General features: G+C 72.5%; 11 protein-coding genes. 7 read left to right on the top strand and 4 right to left on the bottom strand.

Features of this window, described 5'->3' with window-relative positions; genetic code table 11:
• The first annotated feature begins 416 nt into the window (after positions 1 to 416).
• A complete protein-coding gene (locus tag ACLIN4_RS27160; protein ID WP_107477150.1) occupies positions 417 to 1,943 on the top strand; it encodes a glycoside hydrolase family 3 protein in 1,527 nt (508 codons plus the stop codon).
• Positions 1,944 to 2,264: 321 nt separating this feature from the next.
• On the opposite strand, the gene hemE is transcribed toward ACLIN4_RS27160, so the two are convergent.
• Positions 2,265 to 3,332: a uroporphyrinogen decarboxylase gene (gene hemE / locus ACLIN4_RS27155; protein WP_100047844.1), complete on the bottom strand. Its 1,068-nt coding sequence runs from the start codon at positions 3,330 to 3,332 to the stop codon at positions 2,265 to 2,267.
• A gap of 162 nt (positions 3,333 to 3,494) precedes the next feature.
• Here hemE and ACLIN4_RS27150 point away from each other — a divergent pair, with 162 nt between their 5' ends.
• The 5 genes from ACLIN4_RS27150 (at position 3,495) to ACLIN4_RS27130 (ending at position 10,129) form a co-directional block, all read left to right on the top strand.
• Positions 3,495 to 4,172, top strand: coding sequence for a DUF3000 domain-containing protein (locus ACLIN4_RS27150; protein ID WP_100047843.1), 678 nt, complete (start codon positions 3,495 to 3,497; stop codon positions 4,170 to 4,172).
• Between the two features lie 293 nt (positions 4,173 to 4,465).
• On the top strand, positions 4,466 to 5,125 hold the full coding sequence (locus ACLIN4_RS27145) for a helix-turn-helix transcriptional regulator (protein ID WP_043378652.1): 660 nt from the start codon (positions 4,466 to 4,468) through the stop codon (positions 5,123 to 5,125).
• Between the two features lie 165 nt (positions 5,126 to 5,290).
• Complete coding sequence (locus tag ACLIN4_RS27140; RefSeq protein ID WP_411576325.1) at positions 5,291 to 6,577, top strand: HRDC domain-containing protein; 1,287 nt, start codon at positions 5,291 to 5,293, stop codon at positions 6,575 to 6,577.
• 208 nt (positions 6,578 to 6,785) lie between these two features.
• A complete protein-coding gene (locus ACLIN4_RS27135; protein WP_269960389.1) occupies positions 6,786 to 8,003 on the top strand; it encodes a thiolase family protein in 1,218 nt (405 codons plus the stop codon).
• Entirely contained in the window at positions 8,000 to 10,129 is a 2,130-nt protein-coding gene (locus ACLIN4_RS27130) for a 3-hydroxyacyl-CoA dehydrogenase NAD-binding domain-containing protein (RefSeq protein ID WP_411576324.1), read from the top strand. Before ACLIN4_RS27135 ends, ACLIN4_RS27130 begins: the two co-directional genes overlap by 4 nt.
• A 377-nt stretch (positions 10,130 to 10,506) precedes the next feature.
• Here ACLIN4_RS27130 and ACLIN4_RS27125 read toward each other — a convergent pair whose 3' ends face one another.
• Entirely contained in the window at positions 10,507 to 11,523 is a 1,017-nt protein-coding gene (locus ACLIN4_RS27125; RefSeq protein ID WP_289908872.1) for a hypothetical protein, read from the bottom strand.
• A 71-nt stretch (positions 11,524 to 11,594) separates the two neighbouring features.
• Between ACLIN4_RS27125 and ACLIN4_RS27120 the strand changes: the two genes are divergently transcribed.
• Positions 11,595 to 11,972 carry an NTP pyrophosphohydrolase gene (locus ACLIN4_RS27120; protein WP_100047673.1) on the top strand — a complete coding sequence of 126 codons (378 nt, stop codon included), beginning with the start codon at positions 11,595 to 11,597 and terminating at the stop codon, positions 11,970 to 11,972.
• 83 nt (positions 11,973 to 12,055) lie between these two features.
• On the opposite strand, the gene ACLIN4_RS27115 is transcribed toward ACLIN4_RS27120, so the two are convergent.
• Entirely contained in the window at positions 12,056 to 13,585 is a 1,530-nt protein-coding gene (locus ACLIN4_RS27115) for an amino acid permease (RefSeq protein ID WP_107477144.1), read from the bottom strand.
• A gap of 137 nt (positions 13,586 to 13,722) precedes the next feature.
• The gene (dxs, locus tag ACLIN4_RS27110; protein ID WP_107477145.1) at positions 13,723 to 15,651 is read right to left on the bottom strand and encodes a 1-deoxy-D-xylulose-5-phosphate synthase; all 1,929 of its coding nucleotides are present in this window, start codon (positions 15,649 to 15,651) and stop codon (positions 13,723 to 13,725) included.
• Positions 15,652 to 15,852 lie beyond the last annotated feature (201 nt).

Raw genomic sequence — 15,852 nt, 5'->3', positions numbered from 1 at the left:
GTCGGGCCGTCGCGCATGAGGTCGGTGGGCAGCGGGGCCCGCTCGCGTCCGGCGCGGAGCGGGGCGACGAGGGCGGCTCGGAGGGACGGGGTCTCCCCGGTCGGGGACGACCCGGTCCGCGCCCCCGTCCGGGTGGTCGTCTCGTCCGGGGTGGTCGTCACGGAAGTCGTCACCGCGGGAGCGGCCTTGACGGCCGGCCGCGGCAGGGCGCCGACGGGAAGACGCTCGTGCCGCATGCGTCCCTCGCCGAACTTGCGCCTCACAATGGACTAGACCAAGGAACACTGTCAACACCCGCCGGACGCAACCCAGTTGACGTCCGCGCGCCGACCGGCCCCCTCTTGACACGTCTGGTTAATCTGAGCGCGCAGCATCTTGGTCTATACCAAGCTCCCCGACCGAAAGGCCCGGTGCCGATGTCCTCCAGCAGGCCCAGCAGCGAGTTGCGTCGGCTCGCACTCTCCGTTCTCCAGCCCGGATTCGTGGGCACCGAGCCACCCGACTGGATCCTGCGTGACATCTCCGACGGACTGGCCTCCGTCGTGCTCTTCTCCCGCAACATCGTCTCCATCGAGCAGGTCGCCCGGCTGACGGCACGGCTGCGCGCGGAGAACCCCGCGCTGATCGTGGCCATCGACGAGGAGGCCGGGGACGTCACCCGCATCGAGTCCGCCACCGGCTCCTCCCGGCCCGGCAACCTCGCCCTCGGCACCGTCGACGACACGGAGCTGACCGAGGCCGTCGCCGCCGACCTGGGCCGGCAGTTGCACGCGGCCGGGGTGAGCCTCGACTACGCGCCGAGCGCGGACGTCAACTCGAACCCCGACAACCCGATCATCGGCGTACGCTCCTTCGGCGCCGGACCGGAGGTGGTGTCCCGGCACACCACCGCGTGGATCCGGGGGCTTCAGTCCTCCGGGGTCGCCGCCTGCGTCAAGCACTTCCCCGGCCACGGTGACGTCGCCGTGGACTCCCACCACGACCTGCCGGCCTACGGTGCCGCGCGGGAGGAGATCGTCGCCCAGGCCCTGCCGCCGTTCCGCGCCGCCGTGGCCGCGGGCGTCCGTGCCGTCATGAGCGGCCACCTGCTCGTGCCCGCCTACGACCCCGACCTGCCCGCCACGCTCAGCCGGCGCATCCTCCAGGGTCTGCTCCGCGACGAACTGGGCTTCGACGGCCTGATCGTGAGCGACGCCATCGAGATGGGCGCCGTCACCGCCCGGTACGGAATCGACGGGGCCACGGCCAAGGCCGTCGCCGCCGGGGTGGACGCCGTCTGCGTGGGCGGCGAGAACGCCGAGGAGGCCACCGTCGATCTGCTGGTCGAGGCGCTGGTCACCGCGGTGGGCACCGGGGAGTTGCCGGAGGAACGGCTGGCCGAGGCGGCGGGCCGGGTACGGGAGTTCGCCGACTGGTCGGCGGGACTGGGGCCGGCCGGGTCCCCCGGCGCCGTACCGGTGGCCGCGGACCCCGTCGGCCAGGTCGCCGCACGCCGCGCCGTCCGCCTCACCGGGGCCGCGCGGGACGCCCTGCCGCTGACCGCCGCGCCGCACGTGGTGGAACTGGCGCCGCTCACCAACCTGGCCGTCGGCAACCAGACCCCGTGGGGTGTCGCCGATCCGCTGCGGGAACGGCTGCCGGGCACGACCTCCGTGCGGGTGCGCGGTCAGGAACTGGAGGAGGGGACGGTCGCCCTGGAGAGCTGCGCACTGGAACCGGCCGCGGGGCGACCGCTGGTGATCGTCGCCCGCGACGCGGCCCGGCACGCCTGGATGGACCGCGCGGTCACCGGCCTCACCGCCGCACGGCCGGACGCGATCGTGGTGGAGATGGGCCTGCCGGGCACCTGCGGCACCGGAGCGGCCCGGATCTTCACCCACGGCGCGAGCGCCGCTTCGGGGGTGGCGGCGGCGGAGGTGCTGACGGGGTCGGCGGCACACTGAGCACGGCGGCGCCGGGAGGTACGGCGCGGGAGACCGTCCCCGCACTCGCGGCGACCGGGGACCCCGGCGGACTTCCTGACGCCCCGGCCTTCACGCCGGTCAGGCGGGCGCCGGGCGCGCCTTGCCGCGCCGGTCACACGAGCGCCGGGCGCACCGTGCCGCGCCGGTCCCGTGCGCCGGCCGGTGGCCGCGGGCGAGCACGGGCAGCCGCTCGGTCGAGGGCATCGTGCCGCGGTGCGCGCAGGTGCGCAGTGGTGCCGGACCGGCCGCTCGGAGCGCGCCGTGGCCGGGCGGCCCGGTGGACCGACGCGCCGACGGTCCTCAGCGCGCGGTCTGCGTGTGCACGTACTCCACGAGGCGGCTCAGCGCATCCGGGTCCGTGTCGGGCAGGACGCCGTGGCCGAGGTTGAAGACGTGGCCCTCCAGGCCCGCCGCGGCGTCCAGGATCTCGCGGGTCCTGGTCTCGACCGCCTGCGGGGTGGAGAAGAGGACGGCGGGGTCCAGGTTCCCCTGGAGCGCCTTGCCGGGGCCGACCCGGCGGGCGGCCTCGTCCATCGGGACCCGCCAGTCGACGCCGACGACGTCCGCGCCGGCCTCGCCCATGTCGCGCAGGAGCTCACCGGTGCCGACGCCGAAGTGGATGCGCGGCACGCCGTACCCGGCGACGGCCTCGAAGACCTTGCGGGAGGCCGGCTGCACGAAGCGGCGGTAGTCCGCGGGGGCCAGGGCGCCGACCCAGGAGTCGAAGAGCTGGACCGCGCTCGCGCCCGCCTCGATCTGCACCTTGAGGAAGGCGGCCGTGATCTCGGCGAGGCGGTCCAGCAGGTCGGCCCACAGCTGCGGGTCGCCGTACATGAGCGCCTTGGTGTGCTCGTGGTTGCGGGACGGACCGCCCTCGACGAGGTAGCTGGCGAGGGTGAACGGGGCGCCCGCGAAGCCGATCAGCGGGGTGGCGCCGAGCTCGCGGGTGAGCAGGCCGAAGGCCTCGGTGACGTACGAGACGTCCTCGGGGGTGAGGTCGCGCAGCCGGGCCAGGTCGGCGCGGGTGCGGATCGGCTTCTCGATGACCGGGCCGACGCCCGGCTTGATGTCGAGGTCGATGCCGATGGCCTTGAGCGGGACCACGATGTCGCTGAAGAAGATCGCCGCGTCCACGCCGTGCCGGCGCACGGGCTGGAGGGTGATCTCGGTGACCAGTTCCGGCCGCATGCAGGACTCGAGCATCGGGATGCCCTCGCGCACCTTGCGGTACTCCGGCAGCGAGCGCCCGGCCTGCCGCATGAACCACACGGGGGTGTGCGGCACCGGCTCACGCCTGCACGCCTTGAGGAACGCGGAGTCGTACGTGGCGGTCGGCTGCTTGCCCGCGGGGCTCTGTTCGGCACTCACACCGGCAAGTCTCGCATGCCCCTCGGACAGTGCCGGACCACGGGTGCGACCGCGCGCGAGCGGCGCGGGGGCGCCCGCGCGGGACCGCGTGATCCGGACATCGCGCCCGCACGCGGGTGTCCCTCCCTGCGCCCGGTCGCTGTTCCGCTTAATCTTCCCCGCATGGCTGCGGCTCAGGGACGACTGTCGGACGGCGCTGGCGGAATGGACGAGACGAAGGGCACCGAGGAGGATTCCCGGCGTACGGGGAGTGCGGCTCCGCCGCCCTTCGCGGCCGCCGTCGAGGCGCTCAGGGCCGCGCGGCTGCGGCCGCAGATCGAGGTGGAGCCGGTGCCTCCGCCGAAGCGGCTCGCCCCGTACGCGTACGCCCTGGAGGCGGCGGTCGTCGACGGCGACGAGGACCTGGCGGACGGACGGCTGGTGCTGCTGCACGACCCGGCCGGGCACGACGCCTGGCACGGCACCTTCCGGCTGGTGACGCTGGTGCGGGCCGAACTGGAGCCGGAGATGGCCGCGGACCCGCTGCTGCCGGACGTCTGCTGGTCCTGGCTCACCGGTGCGCTCCAGGCGCGCGGGCTGACCTACGGCGAGCCCAGCGGCACGGTCACGCGCGCGAGTTCCCACTACTTCGGAGGGCTCTCCGCGCGGCCGTCGGCCTCCCAGATCGAGATCCGGGCGTCCTGGACGCCGCGCGAGGGCCTGGGCGGCGTCCCGGACACCGCGGCGCACCTCGCCTCGTGGTGCGATCTGCTGGCGCAGGTCGCGGGTCTGCCGCCGGCCGCGCCCGGCGACGCGTCGATCGTGACGCTGCCGCAGCGCCGCGGCCCGCAGTCGCGCTGAGCGGCCGACCCGTCCCCCCACGTCCTCGTACCCGGGCCCGGTCCGGCCCGCGAAACGTTCCGTCACTTTGTCGACACGGCCACTTTCGGCCCCTTATCGACAAAGTGCGAAACCGTTCGGTCTTCGAATGATCGACAGCGTGTCCGAATTGCTCGGATTGTTACTCACCAGATCGTGATCATTCTCTAAAGGCGGACGCGTTCGGTGCCGAAGACGACTGTGACCTTGAAAGCACGGTTCGTCCCGGCTTCACCCCCCACGAGCCGGCCCCGTCCCGCACCCCAGGAGGCCTGGTGTCCGTTCTCCTCGAGCAGCCTGCAAGCCTGGTCGCCTACCGCCCGAACAAGCCGACCGCCATGGTGGTCGTGGCCGACCCGCGCGTCCGTTCCACCGTCACCCGCCACCTGTGGGCGCTCGGTGTGCGCGATGTCATCGAGGCCTCGTCCGTCGCGGAGGCTCGTCCCCGCATCGGCAACCCCCGCGACATCTGCGTCGCCGACGTCCACCTCCCCGACGGCTCCGGCCTGACCCTGCTGTCGGAGACCCGAGCCGCGGGCTGGCCCAACGGCCTCGCCCTGTCCGCCGCCGACGACATCGGCGCCGTGCGCAACGCCCTCGCCGGCGGCGTCAAGGGCTACGTCGTCACCGGCACCCGCACCAACGTCGGGCTCCCCACCCGGCCCGGCGCCGCCCCCATCGGCGCCGCCGCCCGCCTGCACCGCCGCCCCCCGGGCGCCCCGAGCCACCCGGGCGGCTACCGCGAGCTCTCCGGCCGCGAGGTCGAGGTGCTGCGCCTGGTCGCGGAGGGCCAGTCGAACAAGGCGATCGGCGTCTCGATGGGCCTGTCCGCCCTGACCGTCAAGAGCCACCTGGCCCGCATCGCCCGCAAGCTCGGCACGGGCGACCGCGCCGGGATGGTCGCCGTGGCACTGCGGACCGGGATCATCCACTGACCGCTCGCCCTCTCCACTCCCCTCCCGTCTCCCGCCCTCCATGACCGCCGCCACCGTCCTCGTGAAGAGGATCTTTCACTGACCTGACTGGTTTACGACCCCCCGGCGCCCGCCGACGGAACGTTCCGTCGGCGGGCGCGGTCGATCCACGGATACCCTTGACAGGTGACCGACGCCCACGAAACCGCAGCAGACCGTTCACTGCGAACCACCGGAGGCGCCCCTCCGGACGACGCCGGATCTTCTGCGAGTCAGGCGCCGACCCCCTTGCTGGAACCACGCGAGGGCATTCCACCGGTGATCGCCGACGCGGCGGCCCTCGCCGAGGTGACCGCCGCCTTCGCCGCCGGGCACGGCCCGGTCGCCGTCGACGCCGAGCGCGCCTCCGGCTACCGCTACGGACAGCGGGCGTACCTGGTGCAGTTGCGCCGCGAGGGCGCCGGTACCGCGCTGATCGACCCGGTGGCCTGCCCCGACTTGTCCGGGCTGGGCGCGGCGATCGCGGACACCGAGTGGGTGCTGCACGCGGCCACCCAGGACCTGCCGTGCCTGCGCGAAATAGGGATGGTCCCCACCCGCATCTTCGACACCGAGCTGGCGGGACGGCTGGCCGGCTTCCCCCGCGTCGGCCTCGGCGCGATGGTGGAGAACGTGCTCGGCTTCGTCCTGGAGAAGGGCCACTCGGCCGTCGACTGGTCCACCCGCCCGCTGCCCGAGCCCTGGCTGCGCTACGCCGCGCTCGACGTCGAGCTCCTCGTCGACCTGCGCGACGCGCTGGAGAAGGAGCTGGACCGGCAGGGCAAGCTGGAGTGGGCCCGGCAGGAGTTCGACGCGATCGCCTCCGCCCCGCCGCCCGAGCCCCGCAAGGACCCGTGGCGCCGTACGTCCGGCATGCACAAGGTGCGCCGTCGCCGTCAGCTCGCCGTGGTGCGGGAACTGTGGCAGACCCGGGACCGGATCGCGCAGCGCCGGGACGTCTCGCCGGGCAAGGTGCTCGGGGACGCGGCCATCGTCGAGGCGGCGCTCACGCTGCCGCCCAACGCGCACGCGCTGGCCGCGCTGAACGGTTTCGGGCGGGTCAACCGCCGGCAGCTGGAGCAATGGCAGGGGGCGGTCGACCGGGCCCGGGGCCTGTCCGAGTCGCAGCTGCCGCAGCCCGGCCAGCCGGTGACCGGCCCCCCGCCGCCCAGGGCGTGGGCCGACAAGGACCCGGCCGCCGCGGCCCGGCTCACCGCGGCGCGGGCCGCGGTGAGCGCGCTCGCCGAGCGGCTGAACATGCCGCAGGAGAACCTGATCACGCCGGACACGGTGCGCAGGGTGTGCTGGGAGCCTCCGGCCACCCTCGACGAGGAGTCGGTGGGCGCGGCCCTCGCCGGGCACGGGGCCCGGCCCTGGCAGGTGGAACAGGTGACGCCGGTCCTGGTGACGGCGCTGGCCGGTGGCGTGTCGTAGGAGGGGCGGCGGGGCATCGCCGGTATCCAGGGACGAAGCGCGCGCAGCCGTCTCCATGAGATGGAGCGCCGCTTCGGCGGTGTGACGTTCGCCGCTCCAGCCGGGGGGACTGGGCAGCTACGTTACCCACAAGTAGCATGGGGCTGAGCGCGCGCTCAGTGCATGCGTGCCGCAGCAGTGCCATCCCGCACCCTGGAGGAGAGCCATCGTGCCTCGTACCGTCAGGGACGTCGTCTTCGTAGACGGCGTCCGCACCCCGTTCGGCAAGGCGGGCCCGAAGGGCATCTACCACGAGACCCGCGCCGACGACCTGGTCGTGAAGGCGATCCGGGAGCTGCTGCGCCGCAATCCCGGTCTCGACCCCAAGAAGATCGACGAGGTCGCCGTCGCCGCGACCACGCAGATCGGCGACCAGGGCCTGACCATCGGCCGCACCGCCGGCATCCTGGCGGGCCTGCCCACCTCGGTCCCGGGCTACTCGATCGACCGCATGTGCGCGGGCGCCCTGACCGCGGTCACCACGGTGGCCGGCTCGGTCGCCTTCGGCGCGTACGACGTCGCCATCGCCGGCGGTGTCGAGCACATGGGCCGCCACCCGATGGGCGAGGGCGTCGACCCGAACCCGCGGTTCGTCAGCGAGAAGCTGGTCGACGAGTCCGCCCTGTTCATGGGCATGACGGCCGAGAACCTGCACGACCGCTACCCGAGCATCACCAAGCGGCGCGCCGACGAGTACGCCGTGCGCTCGCAGGAGAAGGCCGCCAAGGCGTACGCCAACGGCCAGATCCAGGCCGACCTGGTGCCGGTCTCCGTGCGCCGCACCAACGAAGAGGCGGGCGAGACGGGCTGGGGCCTGGTCACCGCCGACGAGCCGATGCGCCCGGGCACCACGCTGGAGAACCTGGCGGGCCTGAAGACGCCGTTCCGCGTGCACGGCCGGGTCACCGCGGGCAACGCGGCCGGTCTGAACGACGGCGCCACCGCCTCCCTCATCGCGAGCGAGGACTTCGCCCGCGAGAACAACCTGCCGGTCAAGATGCGCCTGGTCTCCTACGCCTTCGCGGGCGTCGAGCCGGAGGTCATGGGCTACGGCCCGATCCCGGCCACGGAGAAGGCCCTGGCCCAGGCCGGGCTGTCGATCTCCGACATCGGCCTCTTCGAGATCAACGAGGCCTTCGCCGTCCAGGTCCTCGCCTTCCTGGAGCACTACGGCATCGCCGACGACGACGCCCGCGTCAACCAGTACGGCGGCGCCATCGCCTTCGGCCACCCGCTGGCCTCCTCCGGCGTCCGCCTGATGACGCAGCTGGCCCGCCAGTTCGAGGAGCAGCCGCACGTCCGCTACGGCCTGACCACCATGTGCGTCGGCTTCGGCATGGGCGCGACGGTCATCTGGGAGAACCCGCACTTCGAGGGGGACAAGTGAGCACCACCGCAGAGCTGCTGAAGGGTGCGGCCGAGCTGTTCCCCGGCGAGGTCGTCACCAGCGCGCACGTACGTCACTTCGACCTGCCGCTCGGTGCGGGGCGCTTCGCGCTCATCACCCTCGACAACGGTCACGACCACACCAAGCCGACCACGCTGGGCCCGCAGTCGCTGGCGAACATCGACGCCGCCATCGACCAGGTCGAGAAGGAGGCCGCGGACGGCGACATCGTCGGCGTCGGCGTCACCGGCAAGCCGTTCATCTTCGCGGTCGGCGCCGACCTCAAGGGCGTCGAGCTGCTGAAGCGGCACGAGGACGCGCTGGCCATCGGCAAGGGCGGCCACGACGTCTTCAAGCGGCTAGCGAAGCTGGCCGTGCCGACCTTCGCGTACTACAACGGCGCGGCCATGGGCGGCGGCGTCGAGATCGGCCTGCACTGCTCCTACCGGACGGTGTCCGCGGCCCTCCCCGCCTTCTCCCTCCCCGAGGTCTTCCTCGGCCTGGTCCCCGGCTGGGGCGGCTGCACGCTGCTGCCGAACCTGATCGGCGCCGACAAGGCCGTCTCGGTGATCATCGAGAACAGCCTCAACCAGAACAAGCAGCTCAAGGGCAAGCAGGTCTTCGAACTCGGCATCGCGGACGCGATCTTCGAGGGCGCGGACTTCCTGGAGCAGTCGCTGATCTGGACGGCGTCCGTCCTCAAGGGCGAGATCGCCGTCGAGCGCCCGGTGATCGACCGCGGCGAGGCCTGGGACCAGGCCGTCGCCAAGGGCCGCTTCATCGCCGACTCCAAGGTGCACGGCGCCGCCCCGGCCGCCTACCGCGCCCTCGACATCATCGCCGCCGCCAAGAACGGCGACCTCCAGCAGGGCTACGACGCCGAGGACCAGGCCCTCGCCGACCTCATCATGGGCGGTGAACTGCGCTCCGGCATCTACGCCTTCAACCTGGTGCAGAAGCGCGGCAAGCGTCCCGCGGGCGCCCCGGACAAGTCGCTGGCCCGCCCGGTCACCAAGGTGGGCGTCGTCGGCGCCGGCCTAATGGCCTCCCAGCTCGCGCTGCTCTTCCTGCGCCGCCTGGAGGTGCCGGTCGTCCTGACCGACATCGACCAGGAGCGCGTCGACAAGGGTGTGGGCTACGTCCACGCCGAAATCAACAAGCTGCTCGGCAAGGGCCGCATCAACCAGGACAAGGCCAACCGCCTCAAGGCCCTGGTGACCGGCGTCCTGGACAAGGCCGAGGGCTTCGCGGACGCGGACTTCGTCATCGAGGCCGTGTTCGAGGAGATGGGCGTCAAGCAGAAGGTGTTCGCGGAGGTCGAGGCGGTCGCCCCGGCGCACGCGATCCTCGCCACCAACACCTCGTCCCTCTCCGTGTCGGAGATGGCGTCGAAGCTGAAGCACCCGGAGCGGGTCGTCGGCTTCCACTTCTTCAACCCGGTCGCGGTCCTGCCGCTGCTGGAGATCGTCCGCGGCGAGCAGACGGACGACGCGTCGCTGGCCACGGCGTTCGGCGTCGCCAAGAAGCTGAAGAAGACCGCGGTCCTCGTCAAGGACGCCCCGGCGTTCGTCGTGAACCGCATCCTGACCCGCTTCATGGGCGAGATCCAGAACGTCATCGACGAGGGCACGCCGGTGGACGTGGCAGAGAAGGCGGTCGAGCCGCTCGGCCTGCCGATGTCCCCGCTGGTGCTGCTGGAGCTGGTCGGCCCCGCGATCGGCCTGCACGTCTCGGAGACGCTCAACGGGGCCTTCCCGGAGCGCTTCACGGTCTCCCCCAACCTCAAGGCGGTCGTCGAGGCGGGCAAGCGCGGCTTCTACGTCTACGACAGCGGCAAGCCCGAGCTGGACCCGGAGGTCGCCGCGCTCCTCAAGCAGGGCGACACCGTCCTGACGGAGGAGCAGGTGCGGGCGCGGGTGCTCGACGCGGTGGCCCAGGAGATCGGCCTGATGCTCGACGAGGGCGTCGTCGCCGAGGCCCAGGACATCGACCTCTGCCTGATCACCGGCGCCGGCTGGCCCTTCCACCTGGGCGGCATCACGCCGTACCTGGACCGTGAGGGCGTCTCCGAGCGGGTGAACGGGAAGCGGTTCCTGGAGCCGGGGGTGGCTTCGGTCCCGGCGTAGCGCCCGGCCGTGCCGGAAAGTGAAGAGGGCCTCCGCCACCGGGCGGGGGCCCTCTTCCCGTGCCCGCGGATCAGGCGATGAGCACGATGGGGTTCCAGCCGCTCGGGCCGACCGTGCTCCGCGCGCCACCGACCGGGTTCCCCGCCGCGCCGTCCCCGCCCGCACAGAACATCAGCGTCCCCGTGCCGCCCCGGCGGACCGGGGGACGAACGCCGCGAGCAGGGCGGCAGCACGACCGCCCAGCGTTTTCGTATGTGTCTCCTTCGTCGGGCCTGCTGTCGAAGGATGACGCTCGCCGGTGGAGGCACTCGTCCTCGGCTGCCGACTCGAACAGGTCGCGCCCTTGCCGCAGGGAGCGGGCGGGTCCCCCGCCTCCGTCAGTGCTCCTGCCACGCTCCGAGTGCCAGCCCTGCCTCGTCCTTGCGCCGAGTCAGAAGGAGTTGCCCGGTGGACGGGGCGAGGCTCGCCGCGACCACGCGGGCGTCGGTGTCCAGGGCGAGAGACACCGACGCGTCGGCCGGCAGCACGGGACCCGACTCGGTCCACCAGGCGCCCGCCGACTCCTGTTCACTGGGGTAGGCCGCGAAGGCGATCCGGCCGGAGGACGCGCGCTGGGCCAGCAGCGTGCAGTCGTGGCCGTCCAGTTCGCAGCGGACGGCCGCGATCGGGCCGGGGCCCGCCGCGGTGACCAGGGGCACGGGCTCGGCTCCGGGTCGCCAGGCGCACAGGGTGCCGGACTCGTCGACGAAGAACAGGGTGGTGTTCTCGTCGGAGGTCGCCAGGGCGCGCAGGGTGCCCGGACGGGCATCGGCCTTCACCGTCTCCTCCATCTGGATGGGCTTGCCCACCTCCTCCTGGCGCCAGTGCACGATGCCGCCGGGGCGGGAGGCGTAGGCCTCGATGCGCCCTCCCCTGCCCACCACCGCGGCGGGCGCGTCGTGGAGCTCCGCGCCCTTCAGGTCACGCCACGGGCCCCAGCCGCCCTTCTCCTTCTGGGCGCGCATGCTCAGCCCCCCGCCGCCGTTGCGCACGAAGACGTGCGCACGGCCCTGGTGGTCGACCGCGACGGAGGGCGTGCCGGTACGGTCCCCCTTGCCGTTCGGGTGGCCGATGGGTGCCCAGTCCAGGGAGGCCAGCAGCGGCCGGAAGTGCGTGCAGTGCACCAGGCCTGACTCGCCGGGGGACGTGGGCCGCCAGGCGACCAGGTGCGCGTAGGCGTCGGTGCCCTGGCCGACCGTCAGCACGGGGTGCAGCCGCTGGTCACCGCCGATCCTGCGCGGGGCGCCCCAGGAACCGCCCGGTACCCGCTCCGCACGGCACAGGGCGGCGTCGTCGGACTTCTGGTAGACGCTGAGTCGGCCGTCCCGGCCGCGTATGAGCCACTCGCCGTTCACCTGATCATTTTATGCGGCCGTGTCCGGGCTCGCTCCGGCCGGGTTGGCCGGAGCGTGCGACCCTGAACTCCATGAGCGACCGTGGCCCCCTCCTGGTGATCGTCGACGCGGCGAACGTCGTCGGGTCGGTTCCCGACGGCTGGTGGCGGGACCGGCGGGGGGCCGCGGAACGGTTGCGGGACCGGCTGGCGGCGGACGGGGTGCCGGGGCGCGACGGGCCGGTGGAGGTCGTCCTCGTCGTCGAGGGCGCGGCCCGCGGAGTGGAGTCCGTGCCCGGCGTACGGGTGGAGTCGGCGCCCGGCAGCGGGGACGACCACATGGTCCACCTGGTCGCCGGGGCCGCCGGTGACCGTGCCGTCCTGGTGGTGACGGCCGACCGCGAGCTACGCCGCCGGGTGACGGAGCTGGGCGCGGAAGTGGCGGGGCCGCGGACGGTACGGCCGGTGTGACGGCGTGCGGGCCCCCGTACGCGGACCGGCCCCGACGCCCCACGTAAGCGGGGCGTACGGGGCCTGAGCGGCGCCGGTGGGGCCTACGGGGCGTCACCACCGGCCGTCGGCTTCGACGGGCCGCCGGCCGGAGCCTCCTCCCCACGGGCCATGCGGCTGTGGGTGCGGCTGTAGAGGAAGTACACGACGACGCCGATCGCCATCCAGACACCGAACCGCACCCAGGTCTCGGCGGGCAGGTTCAGCATCAGCCACAGCGAGGCGGCGACCGACACGATCGGCAGCAGCGGGACCAGCGGGGTGCGGAAGGCGCGGGGCAGGTCGGGGCGGGTGCGGCGCAGGATGATCACGCTGACCGCGACGATGACGAAGGCGAACAGCGTGCCGATGTTCACCAGCTCGGCCAGCTCGCTCAGGCTGGTGAAGCCGGCGACGATCGCGATGATCACGCCGAGCAGGATGGTCGGCCGGTACGGCGTCCGGAACTTCGGGTGGACGCGGGAGAAGAAGCGGGGCAGCAGTCCGTCCCGGCTCATCGCGAAGAACACCCGGGTCTGGCCGAGCAGCAGGATCATGCAGACGGTGGTCAGGCCGACGGCGGCGCCGAAGCTGATCACACCGGCGAAGAAGGGGTGCCCGGTGGACTTGAAGGCGTCGGCGAGCGGGGCGTCGACGGACAGCTCGCTGTAGTGCTGCATGCCGGTGACGACGATGGAGACGGCGACGTAGAGCGCGGTGCAGATGAACAGGGAGCCGAGGATCCCGCGGGGCATGTCCCGCTGCGGGTTCCTGGTCTCCTCGGCGGCCGTGGCGACGATGTCGAAGCCGATGAAGGCGAAGAAGACCACCGAGGCGGCGGTGAAGATGCCCATCACGCCGAAGTTGGCCGGCGCCCAGCCGAACATCAGCTGGATCAGGGGCGAGTCGAGCCCCCCGCCCGCCTCCACCGGCTTCGACTCCGGGACGAACGGGTCGTAGTTGGAACCCTTGATGAAGAAGGCGCCCGCGATGATCACGATCAGGACGACGGTCACCTTGATGGCGACCACGAGCGTGGTGATGCGGGCCGACAGCTTCATGCCGAGGACGAGGATGCCGGTGAGCACCAGCACCAGGGCGGCGGCGAGGATGTCGAAGCCGAAGCCGTCGGCCCCGTCCCGGCCGCCGAGGGCCTCCGGGAACTGCCAGCCGGCGTTGTCCATGAACGAACGGATGTAGCCCGACCAGCCGACGGCCACCACCGCCGTCCCGAGCGCGAACTCCAGGACCAGGTCCCAGCCGATGATCCAGGCGGGCAGTTCGCCGAGCGAGGCGTAGGAGAAGGTGTACGCCGAACCGGCCACCGGCACGGTGGACGCGAACTCGGCGTAGCAGAGCGCGGCGAGCGCGCAGACCACGCCGGCGACGACGAAGGCCAGGGCCACGGAGGGCCCGGCGTTGTTCTTGGCGACCGTGCCGGTCAGTACGAAGATGCCGGTGCCGATGATGACACCGACGCCGAAGACGGTCAGGTCCAGCGCGGACAGGGATTTCTTGAGCGCGTGCTCGGGTTCCTCCGTGTCCTGGATGGACTGCTCGATCTTCTTGGTCCTGAAGAGACTGCTGCTGCTCACGGGTACCTCCGACGCTTGTCGTCCCCGACATGATCGAGAGGGGGGCGTACTGCGTATGCCCCGGCGTGAGCGGATTCACGCGGATGGGCAGGTTTCACCACCGCAACGAGTGGAGAACCTGCCCATCCGGCCCTGCGTCAGTCGCGCGCGGCCTCCACCGAGTCCACCTCGGCGCCCGTGCGCTCGTACCGGCCGTCGAGCTTGGCGACCAAGCCGGTGACCTGACGGGCGATGTCCGGCGCCGTGAGCCCGATCTCCGCCAGGACCTCGGCACGCGAGGCGTGGTCCAGGAAGCGCGGCGGGATGCCGAAGTCGCGCAGCGGTACGTCGACGCCCGCGTCGCGCAGCGCCTGGGCGACGGCGGAGCCGACACCGCCGACCCGCGAGTTGTCCTCGACGGTGACGACGACGCGGTGGCGCTCGGCGAGCGGGGCCATGGCCTCGTCGACGGGCTTGACCCAGCGCGGGTCGACCACGGTGGTGGAGATGCCCTGCTTGTTCAGCAGGTCGGCGACCTCCAGGCACATCGGCGCGAGTGCTCCCACGGAGACCAGGAGGACGTCCGGGTCGTCGGTGCCGGGGGCGCGCAGCACGTCCATGCCGCCGACGCGGCCGACGGCCGGTACGGCGGGGCCGACGGCGCCCTTGGAGAAGCGGACCACGGTCGGCGCGTCGTCGACCTCGACGGCCTCGCGCAGCTGGGCGCGGACCTGGTCGGCGTCGCGCGGGGCGGCGAGCCTGAGGCCGGGGACGACCTGGAGGATCGACATGTCCCACATGCCGTTGTGCGAGGCCCCGTCGGTGCCGGTGACACCGGCGCGGTCCAGCACGAAGGTGACGCCGCACTTGTGCAGGGCCACGTCCATCAGGACCTGGTCGAAGGCGCGGTTGAGGAAGGTCGCGTACACGGCGAAGACCGGGTGGACGCCGCCGTGGGCGAGTCCGGCCGCGGAGACGGCGCCGTGCTGCTCGGCGATGCCGACGTCGTAGACGCGGTCCGGGAAGGCCTTGGCGAACTTGTCCAGGCCGACCGGCTGGAGCATCGCCGCGGTGATGGCGACGATGTCCTCGCGCTCCCGGCCGAGCTTCAGCATCTCGTCGCCGAAGACGCTGGTCCAGTCGGCGCCGGAGGTGGAGATGGGCAGGCCCGTGTCGGGGTGGATCTTGCCGACGGCGTGGAAGCGGTCGGCCTCGTCCGCCAGGGCGGGCTGGTAGCCGCGGCCCTTCTCGGTGAGGCAGTGCACGATGACCGGGCCGCCGAAGCGCTTGGCGCGGGTGAGGGCGGACTCCAGGGCCTCGAGGTCGTGGCCGTCGATCGGGCCGACGTACTTCAGGCCGAGGTCCTCGAACATGCCCTGCGGGGCGATGAAGTCCTTCAGGCCCTTCTTGGCGCCGTGCAGGGTGTCGTAGAGCGGGCGGCCGACGACCGGGGTGCGCTCCAGGACCTCCTTGGTGCGGGCCAGGAAGCGCTCGTAGCCGTCGGTGGTGCGCAGGGTCGCCAGGTGGTTGGCGAGGCCGCCGATGGTGGGGGCGTAGGAGCGCTCGTTGTCGTTGACGACGATGACCAGGGGGCGGTCCTTGGCGGCGGCGATGTTGTTCAGCGCCTCCCAGGCCATGCCGCCGGTGAGGGCGCCGTCACCGATGACGGCGACCACGTGGTCGTCGCGGTCGAGGACCTGGTTGGCCTTGGCGATGCCGTCGGCCCAACCGAGCACCGTGGAGGCGTGGCTGTTCTCGATGACGTCGTGCTCGGACTCGGCCTGCGAGGGGTAGCCGGACAGGCCGCCCTTCATCTTCAGCCTGGAGAAGTCCTGACGGCCGGTGAGCAGCTTGTGCACGTAGGACTGGTGGCCGGTGTCCCAGAGCACCTTGTCCTTCGGCGAGTCGAAGACGCGGTGCAGGGCGAGGGTGAGCTCCACCACGCCGAGGTTGGGGCCGAGGTGGCCGCCGGTCTTGGAGACGGCGTCGACGAGGAAGGTGCGGATCTCCTCTGCCAGCCGGCCCAGCTCTTCCAGGCTGAGCCGGTCCAGATCGCGCGGTCCCGTGATGCGGGTCAGCAGCGGCACCCGTGCCTCCTTGCAGTAGAGCTGTTGCCGGGCTTGACGAGTCTAATGTTCCGCCGTGGCGGAACGTGTCCGGGCGGTGCGTCGTACGTCACGCGTTCGGCCTTACCCACCCGGAACAGGTTCTACGACTTCCCGTACGGCGGTGTCGGGCGCCCGCCGTCCCGGCCGGCGTGCGGGACGGCGGGCCGGACGCGGACCGCC

This window comes from Streptomyces mutabilis (assembly GCF_046628145.1).
Lineage (GTDB): Bacteria > Actinomycetota > Actinomycetes > Streptomycetales > Streptomycetaceae > Streptomyces > Streptomyces mutabilis.
The sequence above is the reverse complement of the archived record's forward strand: the minus strand, read 5'-3'. Positions and strand labels throughout refer to the sequence as shown.